14 protein-coding genes are annotated in these 15,382 nt (G+C 53.9%); 8 read left to right on the top strand and 6 right to left on the bottom strand.

The features are described from left to right. Window positions 1-70: 70 nt before the first annotated feature. A complete protein-coding gene (locus tag JOD20_RS09980; RefSeq protein WP_204755127.1) occupies window positions 71-1,405 on the bottom strand; it encodes an alpha/beta hydrolase family protein in 1,335 nt (444 codons plus the stop codon). Between the two features lie 236 nt (window positions 1,406-1,641). Between JOD20_RS09980 and JOD20_RS09975 the strand changes: the two genes are divergently transcribed. Beyond that, window positions 1,642-1,971 carry a hypothetical protein gene (locus JOD20_RS09975; RefSeq protein ID WP_204755126.1) on the top strand — a complete coding sequence of 110 codons (330 nt, stop codon included), beginning with the start codon at window positions 1,642-1,644 and terminating at the stop codon, window positions 1,969-1,971. 59 nt (window positions 1,972-2,030) lie between these two features. On the opposite strand, the gene JOD20_RS09970 is transcribed toward JOD20_RS09975, so the two are convergent. Then, window positions 2,031-2,606: a hypothetical protein gene (locus JOD20_RS09970; protein WP_204755125.1), complete on the bottom strand. Its 576-nt coding sequence runs from the start codon at window positions 2,604-2,606 to the stop codon at window positions 2,031-2,033. Between the two features lie 455 nt (window positions 2,607-3,061). On the opposite strand from JOD20_RS09970, the gene JOD20_RS09965 reads away from it, so the two are divergent. Next, window positions 3,062-3,718: an SDR family NAD(P)-dependent oxidoreductase gene (locus JOD20_RS09965; protein WP_204755124.1), complete on the top strand. Its 657-nt coding sequence runs from the start codon at window positions 3,062-3,064 to the stop codon at window positions 3,716-3,718. 107 nt (window positions 3,719-3,825) lie between these two features. Here the strand turns inward: JOD20_RS09965 and JOD20_RS09960 are convergent, their stop codons facing one another. Continuing rightward, a complete protein-coding gene (locus JOD20_RS09960) occupies window positions 3,826-4,734 on the bottom strand; it encodes an AraC family transcriptional regulator (RefSeq protein ID WP_204755123.1) in 909 nt (302 codons plus the stop codon). A 97-nt stretch (window positions 4,735-4,831) separates the two neighbouring features. On the opposite strand from JOD20_RS09960, the gene JOD20_RS09955 reads away from it, so the two are divergent. Further along, complete coding sequence (locus JOD20_RS09955; protein ID WP_204755122.1) at window positions 4,832-5,590, top strand: SDR family oxidoreductase; 759 nt, start codon at window positions 4,832-4,834, stop codon at window positions 5,588-5,590. 123 nt (window positions 5,591-5,713) lie between these two features. Here JOD20_RS09955 and JOD20_RS09950 read toward each other — a convergent pair whose 3' ends face one another. Beyond that, window positions 5,714-6,268, bottom strand: coding sequence for a hypothetical protein (locus tag JOD20_RS09950; protein WP_204755121.1), 555 nt, complete (start codon window positions 6,266-6,268; stop codon window positions 5,714-5,716). 988 nt (window positions 6,269-7,256) lie between these two features. On the opposite strand from JOD20_RS09950, the gene JOD20_RS09945 reads away from it, so the two are divergent. Genes JOD20_RS09945 through JOD20_RS09925 form a run of 5 tightly spaced genes read left to right on the top strand, consistent with a single transcriptional unit; the run spans window position 7,257 to window position 12,600 of the window. Then, a complete protein-coding gene (locus JOD20_RS09945; protein WP_204755120.1) occupies window positions 7,257-8,522 on the top strand; it encodes an ATP-grasp domain-containing protein in 1,266 nt (421 codons plus the stop codon). Continuing rightward, window positions 8,515-9,333: a Rossmann-like domain-containing protein gene (locus tag JOD20_RS09940; protein WP_204755119.1), complete on the top strand. Its 819-nt coding sequence runs from the start codon at window positions 8,515-8,517 to the stop codon at window positions 9,331-9,333. Before JOD20_RS09945 ends, JOD20_RS09940 begins: the two co-directional genes overlap by 8 nt. Before the next feature lie 27 nt (window positions 9,334-9,360). After that, the gene (locus JOD20_RS09935) at window positions 9,361-10,185 is read left to right on the top strand and encodes a class I SAM-dependent methyltransferase (protein WP_204755118.1); all 825 of its coding nucleotides are present in this window, start codon (window positions 9,361-9,363) and stop codon (window positions 10,183-10,185) included. After that, on the top strand, window positions 10,176-11,414 hold the full coding sequence (locus tag JOD20_RS09930; RefSeq protein ID WP_204755117.1) for an MFS transporter: 1,239 nt from the start codon (window positions 10,176-10,178) through the stop codon (window positions 11,412-11,414). The genes JOD20_RS09935 and JOD20_RS09930 overlap by 10 nt, the downstream gene beginning before the upstream one ends. Before the next feature lie 10 nt (window positions 11,415-11,424). Next, entirely contained in the window at window positions 11,425-12,600 is a 1,176-nt protein-coding gene (locus tag JOD20_RS09925; protein WP_204755116.1) for a cysteine synthase family protein, read from the top strand. 14 nt (window positions 12,601-12,614) lie between these two features. Here JOD20_RS09925 and JOD20_RS09920 read toward each other — a convergent pair whose 3' ends face one another. Continuing rightward, window positions 12,615-13,877, bottom strand: a complete 1,263-nt coding sequence (locus JOD20_RS09920) for a glycosyltransferase (RefSeq protein ID WP_204755115.1) — start codon at window positions 13,875-13,877, stop codon at window positions 12,615-12,617. Window positions 13,878-14,241: 364 nt separating this feature from the next. After that, on the bottom strand, window positions 14,242-15,276 hold the full coding sequence (gene nhaA / locus JOD20_RS09915; protein ID WP_420828946.1) for a Na+/H+ antiporter NhaA: 1,035 nt from the start codon (window positions 15,274-15,276) through the stop codon (window positions 14,242-14,244). Between the last annotated feature and the right edge of the window lie 106 nt (window positions 15,277-15,382).

The raw sequence follows: 15,382 nt of genomic DNA, 5'->3' as shown, positions 1-15,382 counted from the left end.
CTAGCGGCTGAGCGCACAGATTTTGCAGGCGGATCGGCAGTTTCCAAGGCTGCCGATCCTCGTTTTCAGCTTACTTTGCAATCCAGTGCATCTCGTTGCGCTGCGCTAAATCGGCAAATTGATCGTGGCTCGCACCACGTAAATGCCGATCAAAAAACATTCGTACATATTTATCTGCCAGCACTAAGCCTTGGTGTGGCTCAAATCCATCGGGCGCTAACAAGGGCGATAGCAGTTGGGCGAAGGTGAACGACAAATGCGAGCTGTTGGGCAATTCGAGCCAAACTGCCTGATTTTGAGCATTACTGATTAAGTGGTTCCAGTTTTTGACCGCAGTGGCTAAATTGCTGCTTTCCTGCGAAGTCAGCAGCAGCAAGGGCTTGGTTGCAGCGCGCTCAACGCTTTTGCCATACAGCCCTCCATCGAGATTGACCACCACCGTGCAGCGAGCATCAACTTCACACGTTTCCAAGGCGGTTGCGCCACCAAATGAATGACCAAAGAGGCCAATCTGCGTGAGATCAAGCTGCCCAGCCAATAAGCCGTCATTTGCATTCCACTGTGCAAGCGTATCCAACACAAAGCGTTGATCGGCAATCCAGACTGGTAACACGTGCTGATTAATCTGCTCGGTCGTTACTTCTTGGGCTGGATCGATGCCAAAATGAGCGAAATTGGAGAAGCGCACTTCGCCATCGGGAAAGACGGTTACTGCTGCGGCATCGGTGTGATCGATGGCGACCACCACATAGCCCCAACTTGCCAGTTCTTGAAATGTCGAGCTATTTTGGGCGCGCAAACCAACCATGCCTGGCGAAAACACCAGCACTGGCAATGGCTCAGCCGTTTTTAGCACGGGCACGCCTTCGCTCGCCGCAAGTTTGATGTAGCGTAAATGTTGAAAGACGAAGGCTGGAATTCCTGTCATATCTGCCAGCCCAGCCGCAAGCTGATCGGGGTATTTGGTGAATGGCGCAGGCTCGCCAGCATGAGCCGCAGGATACCAAACCGAAACCATCAAGCGGCGTTGACGGCTTGCATCAACCACTTCGCGATCGACAATGCCAACCGCATACGGCCCTGTTGGCGTGGGCAAGCTTGGCACTGGCAGCAGCCAACTTGCGCCAATAATGCCTAAAACAAACCCAACAAAGCTTATGCCGCCGATAATGCGCAAGCGACGTTCGCTATACCCCAACAATTGATTGAGCAAGACCAAGCTGGCCAGCCCATATAACGGCAGCATTTGGATTCGCCAACCCTCGAAGAGGATGTGCATCAAACCCACAATGGCTGGCAGCAATGCTGCACTCAAGCGCCAGCGTGCACGCGAACGTTGCGGCATAAACGGTAAAAACAACGCTGGCAAAAAGGCTAAACAGACGATCCATTCCAAGCTGCGCATTGTGGATTCCTTTGCAAACACAGTCAACGATGTGCATGCAGGATAGCTGTTTGGCATCGCGAACCAATATCGAAACGGTTGCAAGCTATTGCCCAAAAACAAACATTTGTTAACGAATACATCGTAGAATATTCTGCTTTACAGAATGAAAAATAAACAATCTACTCTTCATCGGCCTAATTCTTGCTCTTACTGAAGCTAGAACTGAACAATCAAATAATTAAGAGGAGTGAATTATGAGTTCAGATACGAATATTGCTGAGGTTTATAACGGCATCGTTGTTCAGCTGGAAACGCTGTTGCGCTCACGCTTTGATGATATTACCTGGGATCTTGGGCGCTATAGTGAACTTGATGCCCAATCCAAGGTCGAACATCTGCCCAATGGCAACCAGCGCATTACCGGCATTATCGTGACCGGAACCGCCAATGATGGCAAGCACCAAAGTAGCTTCATTCCAATCGACTTTACGCCAGAAGGCTACTCCACCATTGAGAATCTTGATGAAACAGTTATTGCCTTGGCTGAGCAATTACGCATTCCGCTCTTAGAGCCAGCAAGCTAGTTTTAGTGAACATTATTTGACATAAGATTTAATTAGGCAAATCGATCTGTTTGCGAACCCTAGCGTTCAGCAGCAAATGCCGCTGCGATCGAGGCAAATTCGGGGTCGCTTGCCAACCATGTCTCGAGCGTGCGGGCTTCGTCGCCTGGTGGAAAAACCGGAAACGTGCGATGGAATCGCGTGATCTCTGTTTGTGCGCCAGCGGCCCGAATGCGCATGATATACCCGTGACCAGCGATCGAATAACGCTTACCATTCATTTCTATCCAACCGGACTCTTTACTGCGATCCGACTCAACCCAAATCGTTGATGTTACCAGCGTGCCATCTCCAAACCGAAGTTGGCACTGATAGACTTTCTGCTGATCGATGATCGGTTTCGTACAGGTTTCCTGCATTGTAGGACCATCTGCGACGATAATCAGCTGTAATCCTTTGTCCCATGTATAAAGCCGATAGGCCGCCGTCGGAATAGTGCGGGCAACACGAATATCAGGCATTGTTAACGAAAAAATTGTATTATTAGGGTCGTGGTACGCAAAAACAAAAAACATCCCAATCAAGCAAATGCCAATTAGTCGCTTAATGCTATCGATGAAAGAGTTTGGCGCTTTGGGTGGCGATGAGCTATTCATTGGCAAACTCCAGCCTACTTGTTCAAACGATTGATACGGTGGCAGTCTGAGCTGGTACATTGTTGTTTTGGGTCATTATTTTAATTCCTCCTGTAACCACTGGCATTGCTAACGAAACTTCCTTCCAATCGGCATTAATCAACAACATTTTGTCCCGACTGTTGTCTAAGCAACAAACCCGCAGATCTGGTGGTTGACGCACAGTTCAGCCATCTGCCATACTATCGACAACAGCTGTTGTTTAGGCAACAGTTGGGGCTTATTCTTACTGGTTGCCTATCTATCGCCTGTTGCATTGTGCACGTGCTGCTGAGAGCGATGTGGTTGCTTGCCAAGATGCTACGCTATTTCAAGATGAGCCGCACCTAACCTTCCGTATTGAATAGCCTGTAGTCTATTTCTCATCGTGCCGCTCAAGGAGTGTGCCGATACCATAATAATGGAGAACACGTTCTATGCTTACACTCGCAATTGTCGGTGCAGGGCCAGGGATGGGTCACGCGATCGCACGAACATTTGGGCGCAACGGGTTTCAAGTAGCACTAGTCGCGCGCAATCAAGCCAAACTCACGGAGCTTGTTGCACAGCTTGAGCAAGAAGGCATTACGGCAGCGGGTTTTACTGCCGATGTATCTGAGCGCTCATCGCTCGTCGCCGCCTTTGCTGCGATTAAAGAACGCTTCGGCCCAGTTGATGTCCTCGAATTCTCGCCGGCTAATCCGGCGCTTCCCTCAGCTCCACCAACCGAGGTAAGCATTGCCAACCTTCAGCCGCAGATCGACTTCTACATCTATGGTGCCATCACCGCTGTCGAACAGGTATTGCCCGATATGCTGGCGCGTGGCACCGGCACACTGCTGTTCACAACAGGTGGCTCTTCAATTACCCCATCGCCCATGTTTGCAAACATTGGGATTGCCAGCGCAGGGCTGCGCAATTGGGTTTACAGCCTGCATGCGGCGCTGGCTGAGCACGGAATTCAGGCTGCGCATATCGCAATTAGCGCTTGGATCGGACAGCAGCCAGGTGCAGCGCCGGAAAACATTGCGCCACTATATTGGGAACTCTACCGTCAACGTGACCAGATCGAGCGGCACTTTCTGCCAGCTTAATCTATCGATCTTGGTGGCCGATTTTAGAAGGCATACTGCGACCGATGCTGGATACACTTTGAAACAGATGCCAGAATGTTGATTCTGTCGTCAGGCAATCACCACAATCACGCTTGGCGTAGCGCCTGCTCTCGAGCATACTGGGTTGGTGGAATCCCAACGTGCCGCGTAAAGGCAACGCTGAAGGTGCTCGCGGAGCTGTAGCCAACCTGCTCGGCGACGGCGGCAACACTTACGTTCTTATCACGTAAGATGTTTTTTGCCAGCGCTATCCGCCAGTTGAGCAAGTATTCCATTGGGGTTACGCCGACTGCGTGCCGGAAGCGCTCAAAGAAGGTCGACCGCCCGAGCGCAGCCTCGTTTGCCAGCTCCGCAACCGTCCACGCCTTGGTCGGTTGCTCATGCATCAGGCGCAGGGCAATCGCCAGTCGCTCATCGGCCAACCCACGCAGCAAGCTTGGTGAGGCTGCGGTTCCTGCCGTCGAGCGCAAAGCTTCAATGAGCAGCACTTCAAGCAGGCGGGCAAGAATAACCTCACGCGCAGATCGTTGTTCGCGCGCCTCTTCTTGGACAAGCTCCATAAGGATGGCGAGTCGGCGCTCGTGGCGAACGTGCACAAGTTGCGGGAGCAGCGAGACAAGCAGGCGGGCATCTGGGGAATCGAAGACACAGTATCCCACCACCATGCGTACATCAGGCGGGCTGTTTGCCACACCATGGCGAATTTCGCCGTTGGGCAATACAACGTGCCTGCTGGCGTATTCCTGTGGTGCTGGTCCAACACTCGATACAGTGAAGTCGAATGCTGACGGGATCAGCACGAAATCACCCTGTTCAAGAAGCAGCGGGGTGCAACCATCGACAGCGAGCTTAATCGTCCCCGCAAGGATGGCGCAGTAAAAGGGCCTGCCAACCTCCGTCCGTCGTACAATCCATGACCCTGCGCCACTCACCAGCTTTGAGAAAGGAGCACTCGGCTGAAGCAGCGTGACAACCTCTGCAAGCGGATCAATCATTCTTGGACTCCTACCAATGAAATGTGGACGTTCTAGTGTAGCACGTCCAGGCGGTGCTGGCTATACTCACACCATAATCTTTCAATGAGGAGCCACCATGAACACGATATTAATCACAGGATGCTCGACCGGATTCGGCCTCGAAACCGCACGTAGCTTTCTCGAGCGCGGTTGGAAGGTCATTGCCACGATGCGAACACCAAACGCCGACGTGTTGCCACCATCCGAGCATCTGCGCATCCTCGCGCTTGATGTCACCGATTCAGCGAGCATTCGCGCCGCCGTGGAAGCCGCCGGGCCAATCGATGTGCTGGTCAACAACGCTGGTGTTGGTCTGCTCGGCATTGTCGAGAACACTCCGATGGAGACAATCCGCGCCACGTTCGAAACCAACACGTTCGGCGCGATGGCCATGACGCAGGCCTTCCTGCCGCAGTTCCGTCAGCAGCAGGGCGGAGTCATTGTAAACGTCTCTTCCAGTACGACGCTCATGCCGCTCCCAATGCTCGCTGTATACACTGCAAGCAAAGCGGCGCTCAACGCATTCAGCGAGTCGCTCGCCTTGGAGCTTGAACCATTCGGCGTGCGGGTACGATTGGTGCTGCCCGGGAGTTCGCCGGAAACCGCATTTGGCCAAAATGCACAGACTGCTATGCGCACGCAGGGTCTTGGTGTTCCCGAAGCCTACGCCGAATTTGCGCAGGGTGTTACCGAGTCCATGGCTGCCCGCCGTGCGCAACCGCGCACCCGATCGCTCGACGTGGCCGAAGCCATCTGGCGGGCAGTCACCGATCCTGCGAGTCCAATGCGTCTGCCTGCTGGCGCAGATGCTGTTATGCTCTCAACCGCGAACTAGCCGGATGCTCCAACATACGACCGTCCTCACCCGAGGCCATTCGCGCTTGTGTACGAGCGCGGATGGTCTCATCCATTTAATCTTGGGGTCAATTCTTTACTGAAAGCGGATGGTCTCATCCATTTAATCTTGGGGCCAATTCTTTACTGAAAATGGGCCAGATATTTCGCGAGTGATGCTCACCATGGAACCAGCAGCATCGTCCGTAACGGTAATCGTCATCCCAAATGCAGGGCCACAGACTCCATTTGCCGTGTAGCTATACCTGCTCGTTGTTGCACTAAATTGCTTTTCCTGCCAAGCAGCAGCAAGGGCTTGTTCGCGATACCATGCCAAGATCGTCGCTGATGGTGCGGAACTGCTAAATGTTGTGTGCCGGATAGCAGCTATATCAGTGGGAGTCTCGGTCTGAGTCAGATTACTATAGTCAGGATACAGGAGCCGCTGGGGATATACAGGGTGGTCCAATGTTTCGCAACCACGATATTCATACCACTCCTCCTCAGTGGGCGTTGGTTGTGTCAGCGTGGCTTGAACTGGCGTTGCCGACGGTAACAGCTTGGCCTGCATTATCGTCGCGGTCGCTAGCACAGACTCTTGGGGAATACTAGATTGTGGTGTAGAATCACATCCCTGAAGCAGTACAACTGCCAGCAAAAGCACAAACACATAGTTCATCGAAACCCTCCTTAATCTACCATCGATAAAGCAGCTGCTTGTAGTACGTAAAACATCCGAGATTGTTAGCATGTTCCAGCAAAAATCGGTTAACCCAGCATTTGCCCCGCTGAATGCTATAATCGGTCATTGAAGCAAGATCGATTGATTCGGTGGCCAAGGGAGTGGCAGCCGCTATAGCCTTTCAACCTATGTTGCGCGACTTTTGTCGGGCTATGTGAAAGCCAATCCAAACGGGCCAATCGAAGGTGCTTTCATCTCAAACTGGCATCTTAACGAGCTAACATTTAACTATAATGAGCAGCTTATTCGCTCATCATTAACCGAATCGGCGTTTACACTCTCGATGTTTCGGCTAAAATCGTAACTCGAGAACCGAAAATGAGATAATGGAGGGTGTAATGAACCAACCCTATCACGTTCCCCCTACGCATTCCCCATACCGTTGGCGTGTTGTGCTGCGCATTATCGTAACCCTTTGCGCATGCTATCCACTAGGGTTCTTCATTATTAGCAAAAAACTAGCCCCTTATTTTACAGATCAGGCACTTGGAGTGACGTTTGGGCAATATGTTGCGCTTGATCCTGATTTTTGGACGGTGTTTCCGCTCACATTCGCATTGGCGTGCTTCGTCATAGGTTTGGTAGGCGATCTCCGGCTTCTGATCAAGCGCCGAAGTTCATCTACCTTACTGCCGATACCCTATCGGCTTGCACTCCTCCTCATTGGGCTGGCAGGAATGTTAAACCTCACTAACGAGATCAGATCGATGTGTGTGCAGCGTGGATGGCACAACCTGCGCTTATGTCGCGCATGTGACTCTGTGTTTCCATAGCTTCGTTCCTATAAAATCCTCGTTCTCTAGCGCAATACCCAGTATAGCTGCTTGACAAATTATTGAGACTCAGTATTATTATCAGACCTTATTGAGACTAAGTATTATTATTATAGTGTAGTTGTAGGGGGCATGCGATGGGGCATCTTTTGATGCTAGAGAGTTGGGTCGGGGGAACGGGCCAGATTTTGCCAGCGGCCATTACGGCGCTGGGCCATAGCTATAGTTTTGTGACGCGGCGGCGCGAGCATTACGCAACGCCACCAGCTACCCATCCAGTGCTGGCTTATGCCCAACATGTGTTTACGACCGAAACCAATGACGAAGCGGCGCTGATCGATTTTCTGCGCGAGCAACATCGCTTGCTGCATTTCGATGGCGTGCTGACGATTTGCGATTATTACATCGACACTGCGCGCCAAGTGGCTGCTGCGCTTGATTTGCCATGTTCGTTTCCGAGCCACGTTCGCAGCATTCGCAATAAAGCTTTGTTGCGTCAAGCGCTTGATGTGGCTGGCTTGGCCAATCCCGCTTATCAACTGGTGAACTCGTGGAGCGAAGCCCAAACTGCGGCGTTGACAATTGGCTATCCGCTGGTGATTAAGCCGACCGATTTGGCCTCGAGTGCCTATGTGCGCTTGGTGCGCAATGAAGCAGAACTGCGCGAAAGCTATGCGACGCTCGCTGGGTTTGAGCGCAACTTTCGCGATCAGCCCCGCGAGCGTGCGGTTTTGCTCGAAGCCTATATGCATGGCCTAGAAGTTAGCGTTGAAGCGTGTACGTTTGCTGGCGAAACCACGATCTTTGGGATTACTGATAAAGGCCTTACTGGCGAGCCATATTTTATCGAAGATAGCCATATGTTTCCGGCTGCGCTGAGCGAAGACGATCAAACGGCGATTATTGAGCTTGTGCGGGCTGCGCTGAACGCGGTTGGCTTTGATCATGGCATCAGTCATACCGAAGTTAAGCTCACTCCCGCTGGCCCACGGATTGTCGAGATCAATCCGCGCGTTGGCGGCAATTACATCGCCGAATTGGTTGATCGGGTCAGTGGCATCAATCTGTTGAATGCGACAATTGAGCTAGCGCTTGGGCAACGGCCAAACGTGCAGCCGCGTGCAACGGGCATTGCCAGTGCGGCAATTCAATTTTTGGTGCCAAAACAGGCTGGCACATTGCAGGCGATTGATGGCCAAACTGTGCTCGCCAACGCGCCGCATGTTGCCCGCTGGACGCTTAGCGCAACCGTTGGCAGCACCATTGATCAGCCAATCGATAATGCTTGTTATTTGGGCCATGTGGTCGCGGTTGATGCTGATGGCTTGCAAGCTCGGGCATTTGCTAGCCAAGCGGCGGATTTGCTGGAATTTGAATTTGCCACGCAGCCAAGTTTGGAGGTTGCTAGCAATGGCTAAGCCAAAATCTAGCGCTGCGGCAAGCGTTGACGAATTGATCGCAGCAGTTCTGCGTGGTGGGTATGCGCTTGATCCAGCAGAGCTATTTGCTACGGGATCAATGTGGATTGCTCAAAGTACTAAATTTCCGGGCACAACCCAGTTGTATCGCAACTACTATTTGCTGCTGCGCTCGGGGGCAGCGTTTGGCGCTTGCTGTGTTGAGCGTGATGATCTCCCAGCGTTAGTTGCCGAAGATTTAGCAGGCGCTTCGCTGGCAACGCTGCTGAATGATCCACGTTTGCCAGTGCGCATTGCAGCGCTTGATGCCTACTTCGGCAGCGTCGAACCGCATCGTGATGCAGCCCGTGCTACGCCATGGCAACTGCCACTTGGCACCCCGCACGATCGTGCTTTAGCCCGTGATCGGGCGATTGTGAGCTTGCTCAAAATTGAGCCAGGCCAACAGGTTGCACTGATTGGGGTGGTTAATCCACTTGTGCAAGCGATTCGCGAGCAAGGTGGCGTGTGTTGGCCCTGTGATTTCAACCTGCGCCAGACCCAATGGGGCGAGCCAGTGAGCAAAACCATGGAGCCAGCGCTTGATGCTGCTGATGTGGTGATTGCAACTGGCATGACTCTCAGTAATGGCTCGTTTGATCGAATTTTGGAGCGGGTGCGGGCGCGCTCGATTCCGCTGGTGGTCTATGCCCAAACGGGTAGCAGCATTGTGCCGCAGTTTCTTGATCGCGGCGTGACAGCGGTATCTGCTGAGCCGTTTCCTTTTTCGCAATTTAGCGCCGAGCCAAGCGTGCTCTATCGCTATCAATAACCCTGAGTGATTCGTTATGGAGGACGGATGGAGCTTCCAAGCAATTTTTCCAACCTGTTACACGATTATCCCCAGCTCTACGACCAGGTGATTCCCGACCCTGAGCAGGCGATGGGACGCTTTTTGCATGGCCTGCTGGCGCAGTTTGCGCCAGGCCCACGGCTGCTTGATGTGGGCTGTGGGCTTGGGCGCGAAATCGCCTATCTGCAAACCCAAGGCTATCAGCCAATTGGCATCGATTCGTCGGCAGCGATGATCGCATGGGCCAGCCAACGTAACCCGAGCGTGCGCTTTGTTCAGGCCAGCCAACAAACATTTGCGCTTGATTGTACGTTTGATGCGATTATTTGTGTTGGCAGCACGCTACTTTACAATTTGACCAATGCCGAGCTGCTTGGCACGCTGCGGCGTTTTCGCCAACACCTCGTCGAAGGTGGCGTGTTAGTGCTGGATATGCGCAATGCTGCCTTTTTCTTGACCGAAGTTGGCCAGCGCTGGCTACGCCAAGAACATCGCGAGGAAACCGAGCTGGCAAATGGCACACTCGTTGGTTTAACCAGATTTGACATAACGCCAAGTACGCAAATTCTCGAACGCTACTACACCTGGCTATTTCTTGATCAGCCGCCGCTGCACGAACACCTGCAACATCGGCTGCTTTTCCCGCAAGAGCTGGGGTTATTGCTGCAACTGGCAGGCTTTGGCATCGAAGTGATGTTTGACGAACCGGCTCCGCATATTGGTGCGTTTGCTGGCGATTGGACGTTTGGCCAAAGCCTCTTTGGGCGACGACTACAAGTTGTGGCGCGGGCTTTGCCGTCGAGCGCACAAGGAGCGACCGCATGGAGCTAACCTTGGCGGAGCGGCAACGCGGCCTGCGAGCCTTGCTGGTCTTTACCTTTTTTATGGTCAGCGGTTTTACGCTGGTTATGCCGTTGGTCGCGGTTCATTTCGTCAACACGCTTGGCTGGGCGGCGGTGACGGTTGGCTTGGCTCTCGCTGTGCGTCAACTGACCCAACAAGGCTTGGCGCTGGTGGCGGGAAGTCTGACCGACCGCATCGGGGCGCGCCAACTGTTGTGTGGCGGCGTTTTGCTGCGGGCGGTGGGGTTTGCCAGTTTGGCGTGGGCCAACACCATTCCGAGCTTGTTTGCTGCTTTGGTGGTTTCGGCCTTGGGTGGGGCATTATTCGAGGTTCCCTATCAGGCCTCGATTGCCATGCTGACCACTGACGAATCACGGCCTCGCTACTATGCGCTGAGCAATTTGGTGAGTGGCGTGGCGACGACACTTGGCCCACTTATCGGCGTATGGCTGCTGCGCTTTGATTTTCAATGGGTTTGTTTGAGTGCGGCAGCCTGCTTTTTGGTGACGTTTGTGATTGCTGTGCTGGTGCTGCCAGCGGTGCGCACTGCCAACTCGGGCAACAAGCTGGGGGCTGGCTATACGCTCGTGTTTGGCGATCGGCGCTTTTTGGCCTTGACGGCGCTGCTGATGGGCTATTGGTTTGTGGCGGTACAAATTAATATCAGCCTGCCAATTATGGTCGAACGTCTAACAGGCAGCAGCGATGGCGTTGGCGTAATGTTTGCGCTCAATGCTGGCATGACGGTCTGCTTGCAATACCCAATGATCCGGCTGCTGGAGCCACGGCTATCCACCCACGCAATTCTCGTAATTGGGGTTGGTCTGATGGCTTTGAGCTTGGGCGCGGTTGGCTTGGTCGATAGCTTTAGCCTCTTGCTTGGCTGTGTTGGCTTTTTTGCCTTTGGTTCGCTCCTGACTAGACCAACCCAACAAAGCTTGACCGTGGCGTTGGCCGATTCGCAAGCCCTTGGCACCTATCTCGGGGTTAGTTCGTTGGCACTAGCAATTGGCGGTGGCTTGGGCAATGGTATTGGTGGCTGGCTGATCGATTTGGCGGTAGCCCATGCGCTGCCGCTGCTGCCATGGATCGTGTTTGCGCTGGTGGGGCTAGTAAGCGCAATTGGCCTCGTGCTGTTGCCATTGCCCAAGCCAGCGCTTAATTCTGCCGAAGTCGAGGCGCATTCCGAGGGCGAAACGACTGCCGCCCCAGCTTGATGGAGAACTTATGCTTACGATTGTTGATACGATTGGTCAAACGCCGCTGGTGCAATTGCAACGCCTAACCCACGCCAATGAGGCGCGAATTGGGCTGAAGTGCGAGCGCACCAATCCAGGCGGCAGCGTCAAGGATCGTCCGGCGCGGTTTATCATCGAGACAGCTGAGCGCGCTGGCTGGCTTAGCCAAGGCGGCACGATCATTGAATCGTCAAGTGGCAATTTTGGCATTTCGCTGGCGATGCTGGGCGCTGCCAAAGGCTATCGGGTAATTATTCTGGTTGATCCAAAAATCACTCCAACCAATTTGGCCTTGCTTGAAGCCTATGGCGCTGAGGTCGAGATTGTGACTGAGCAAGATGATAGCGGCAGCTATCACAAAACCAGAATTGCCCGAGCCAACGAATTGGCACGCCAGATTCCCGGGGCGTTTCGGCCCGACCAATGCTTCAATTTGCTCAACAGCGAGGCCCATGCCAACAGCACCGCGCGCGAGATTCTGGTGCAGGGCGGCGATTCATTGGCCATGGTGATTGCAGCGGTCAGCACTGGCGGCCAGCTTGGCGGCATCCTGCGTCAGCTCAAACTAGTTGCGCCGCATGTTCAGGTCGTTGGCGTTGATGCAGTTGGCTCGGCAATTTTTGGCGGCGCGGCCCATAGCTATCTGATGCCTGGAGTTGGGCTGGGCTGGACTCCCGCCAATTTGCCGTTGGCCTTGCTCGACCATGCCTTCAATGTGCCCGATGAAGCTGCCTTTTTGGCCTGTCGAACCTTGGCGCGCCATGAAGGGATTATGGTTGGCGCTTCGAGTGGCGCGGTGCTGTTGGCCGCCATGTTTTTTGCCCAGCAATTGCCTGCTAATGCCCAGATTGTGGCAATTGCTGCTGATAGTGGCGAGCGCTATCTGCAAACTATCTACAACGATGCGTGGCTCACTGACCATGGTCTTAGTATTAATTGTAGCCCTGCAGAGTTGCGAGCGCGTGCCCGGAGCTTGCGGCCATGCGCGTTTCACGAAGGTCAGGTTGGCACAGTCCAAGCCAATTTGGCCGAAACGCTGCAAGTTCCCGCATCGACGCAGCAGATGAATCAGCTGATGCAGGAACAGTGGCAGCAACGCTCGGCATTGCAAGTGGGTGCGGCGTTTGCCACCCGCCAAGCGCTGCTGCAAGATGTCTATTGTTAAGTTGGACCTGAAATTCAATTCAGCGGAACATGGCGCTGAATGATCGTCACCGCAGCTGAAATCCCCGTATCGCTGGCGATCTGCTGTCCCAAAGTCGCTGCTCGTTGCTGCATTGTAGCATCATGCAGCACCTGGTTGATCGCCGCACTTAACTGAGGCGTGCGAAGGGTCTTGCGGGCCATGGGCGGTAGTCCAACTCCTAAACGGGCCACCTGCCTTCCCCAAAAGGCTTGATCGCCCATAAAGGGTACGACAATAGAGGGGACTCCTGCCCGCAACGCCGCAGCGGTGGTTCCCGCCCCTCCATGATGCACAATCGCGGCCATTTGCGGAAACAACCACGCATGGGGAATTGCATCCAACAGATAGACGGTAGGTGGCAGATCACGCACGGTCAATCCACCCCATCCCGCTGCAAGGATTCCCCGCTGGCCAGTTTGGGCCAAGGCCTCTAGCGCGATGTGCCCTGCAGCTTCTGGATTGCGGCCACCCATGCTGCCAAACCCAAAATAGATCGGTGGCTCACCAGCTGCCAAAAACGCAACCAGATCGGCAGGCGGTTTCCAATCTGCTGGCGGATCAAGGAACCATGCCCCCGTCACCGCATGGTGCGCAGGCCAATCGCTGGGGCGCGGCAGCACATGAGGGCTATAGCCATAGATCACTGGGATTTGCTGGCGCTCATACTGACCAAAAGCTCCAGCTAGCGGCGCGGCTGGAAGGCCAAGGGTTGTTCGTGTCGCCGCATCAGCGGCTTTCAGGGTTTGCCAAAACACGAACTGCATTAGGCGGAAGGAGAAGCGATTAAGCATGCCACCGAGGGTTTTCAATGGCACAAGGGGACTGGGAAACATGCTGGTTGGAGTAAACGGAAAGACATGCGCAATCAGCATGGGGATTTGGGCCGCTGTCGCTGCGGTAAATGCCCCGCCAAAGCCCGCCATCCCAGCAATCAGCAGATCGCTACCATGGAGAATTGCTGGAAGCTGACGAGCTTGCTCGGCGGCACGGCTGCGCATCTCACGCTGCATTTGGCGCAGAATCGTCACGAAATTGCCGCGTTCAAGGGTTGCACGCCAAGTGGGGCTATTCAGCAAGACCTCAATGCTCTCACCGGTTGAAATAAAACTCAAGCCAGCATCCGTAACAAGGGGCGCAAAATTGTCACTGGCGGCAACTCGTACTGTATAGCCAGCCGCTTGCAAGCCGACCCCAAGCGCCACATAGGGTTGTACATCGCCCCGCGTTCCGCCCGTCATAATGGTGATAATTGGCATAGTCCCCTCCTTGCCGATCATATCGAAGGCCTGCTTGATGGTGGGCGACGCACCACGACAGCGCTTTTAATGGAATCATCAGTACAATAGATGAGAATCGCGCTGTCGCCATCGGATTTAGAATATCATGCAGAATGACCTTAAACGATCCCCCACCTTTGCCAGTTCTCATCGCCAACGCAAAGCAATCCTGAAGGCTCAAGCCATAGCCACGATGATCTGGAAGCATCTCGACGATTCCAATTTCGCTAATCCTGCTAATCAGGATGCTCATGAAGCGGCTGCAACTGGTTGCCAAAGGCTAATCGTTCAGGATGGCCCGCGACGCTTTGTAAAGTCGCTGACCATCCTGATTGGGTGCTGATCACTGGCTTTTTTTGTTATCACTGCGGGGTTGTGGCATGCGCCGTAAAATGAGCATCCCACCGCCACCAGCGAGTAGCGAGGCAAGCAAAATGGCGAGTTTTGCTGCTGTCTGTGCTTCTGGAGTGGGTAAGCCAAGCGTGGCAAGAAACATCGACATCGTAAACCCAATTCCGGCAAGCATGCCTGCCCCGAGCATGTGGCCCCACGTCACCCCCTCTGGTAACTCGACCCAGCCACTTCGCACCGCCAGCCAACTTGCACCGACTAAGCCAATCGGTTTGCCGAGCACCAAACCAAACAGCACGCCGAGCACAATGGGGATGGCTGGGCCGTGAAGCGTGCTGAGCGACACCACCACACCCGCGTTTGCGAGGGCAAAAATTGGCATAATGCACCAGGTAATCCAGCCATGTAGGCGGTGTTCGAGCTTTTGCAGGGGAGCTTGGACATGTTCACAAAGATCTTCGAGTTCGAGGACGGTTTGTTGTTGTTGTTCATCGGTTAGCATTAGCGCTGTAGCGTCGGTAGTGACGGAAAATCCCTCAACAAGCGCATGGGCACGCGCCCGAAACGCCGCTCCATCAATTCGAAAGCGCGCCGGAATGGTTAATGCAACCGCAACCCCCGCCAGCGTTGCATGAATCCCTGAAGCCAGAAATGCCAGCCATACTCCGACACCGACAACGAGGTACACCAGCAGCGTGCGAATCCCCAGCCGATTCGCAGCCACTAACAAGAGGAGCAGGCCGATGCCGACCAGGAGTGCCCCAAGGTTCAGCTCCGCCGTATAGAAGATGGCAATCACAATCACGGCAATCAGATCATCAACAATCGCCACGGCAGTTAAAAAGATTTTGAGCGCTGCTGGTACGCGCGACCCGAGCAGCGCGAGACATCCCAAAGCAAAGGCAATATCCGTTGCCATCGGAATCCCCCAGCCGGAACTGCCCGTGCCACCACTATTGAGAGACGCATAGATTGCGGCTGGCACAACCGCACCGCCAATGGCGGCGATAATTGGTAATGCGGCCACCCGTAGGTCTGGGTGGTTTGTCAAGAAGTGTGCAAAATCAATCTAGCCAGGCATGCGAATTTTACGAAGCTGGAGCGTCCGAACGACCGCATAAAAGAGTAATAAA

Source organism: Herpetosiphon giganteus (assembly GCF_016907925.1).
Classification (GTDB): Bacteria; Chloroflexota; Chloroflexia; order Chloroflexales; family Herpetosiphonaceae; genus Herpetosiphon; species Herpetosiphon giganteus.
Note: the sequence above shows the minus strand (reverse complement) of the source record. Positions and strands in the feature narration are given on the sequence as shown.

What these genes read in the sequence shown, in the direction of transcription:
- JOD20_RS09980 (WP_204755127.1), bottom strand. Translation starts at nt 1,405, where the DNA reads ATGCGCAGCTTGGAATGGATCGTCTGTTTAGCCTTTTTGCCAGCGTTG.
- JOD20_RS09975 (WP_204755126.1), top strand. Translation starts at nt 1,642, where the DNA reads ATGAGTTCAGATACGAATATTGCTGAGGTTTATAACGGCATCGTTGTT.
- JOD20_RS09970 (WP_204755125.1), bottom strand. Translation starts at nt 2,606, where the DNA reads ATGAATAGCTCATCGCCACCCAAAGCGCCAAACTCTTTCATCGATAGC.
- JOD20_RS09965 (WP_204755124.1), top strand. Translation starts at nt 3,062, where the DNA reads ATGCTTACACTCGCAATTGTCGGTGCAGGGCCAGGGATGGGTCACGCG.
- JOD20_RS09960 (WP_204755123.1), bottom strand. Translation starts at nt 4,734, where the DNA reads ATGATTGATCCGCTTGCAGAGGTTGTCACGCTGCTTCAGCCGAGTGCT.
- JOD20_RS09955 (WP_204755122.1), top strand. Translation starts at nt 4,832, where the DNA reads ATGAACACGATATTAATCACAGGATGCTCGACCGGATTCGGCCTCGAA.
- JOD20_RS09950 (WP_204755121.1), bottom strand. Translation starts at nt 6,268, where the DNA reads ATGAACTATGTGTTTGTGCTTTTGCTGGCAGTTGTACTGCTTCAGGGA.
- JOD20_RS09945 (WP_204755120.1), top strand. Translation starts at nt 7,257, where the DNA reads ATGCTAGAGAGTTGGGTCGGGGGAACGGGCCAGATTTTGCCAGCGGCC.
- JOD20_RS09940 (WP_204755119.1), top strand. Translation starts at nt 8,515, where the DNA reads ATGGCTAAGCCAAAATCTAGCGCTGCGGCAAGCGTTGACGAATTGATC.
- JOD20_RS09935 (WP_204755118.1), top strand. Translation starts at nt 9,361, where the DNA reads ATGGAGCTTCCAAGCAATTTTTCCAACCTGTTACACGATTATCCCCAG.
- JOD20_RS09930 (WP_204755117.1), top strand. Translation starts at nt 10,176, where the DNA reads ATGGAGCTAACCTTGGCGGAGCGGCAACGCGGCCTGCGAGCCTTGCTG.
- JOD20_RS09925 (WP_204755116.1), top strand. Translation starts at nt 11,425, where the DNA reads ATGCTTACGATTGTTGATACGATTGGTCAAACGCCGCTGGTGCAATTG.
- JOD20_RS09920 (WP_204755115.1), bottom strand. Translation starts at nt 13,877, where the DNA reads ATGCCAATTATCACCATTATGACGGGCGGAACGCGGGGCGATGTACAA.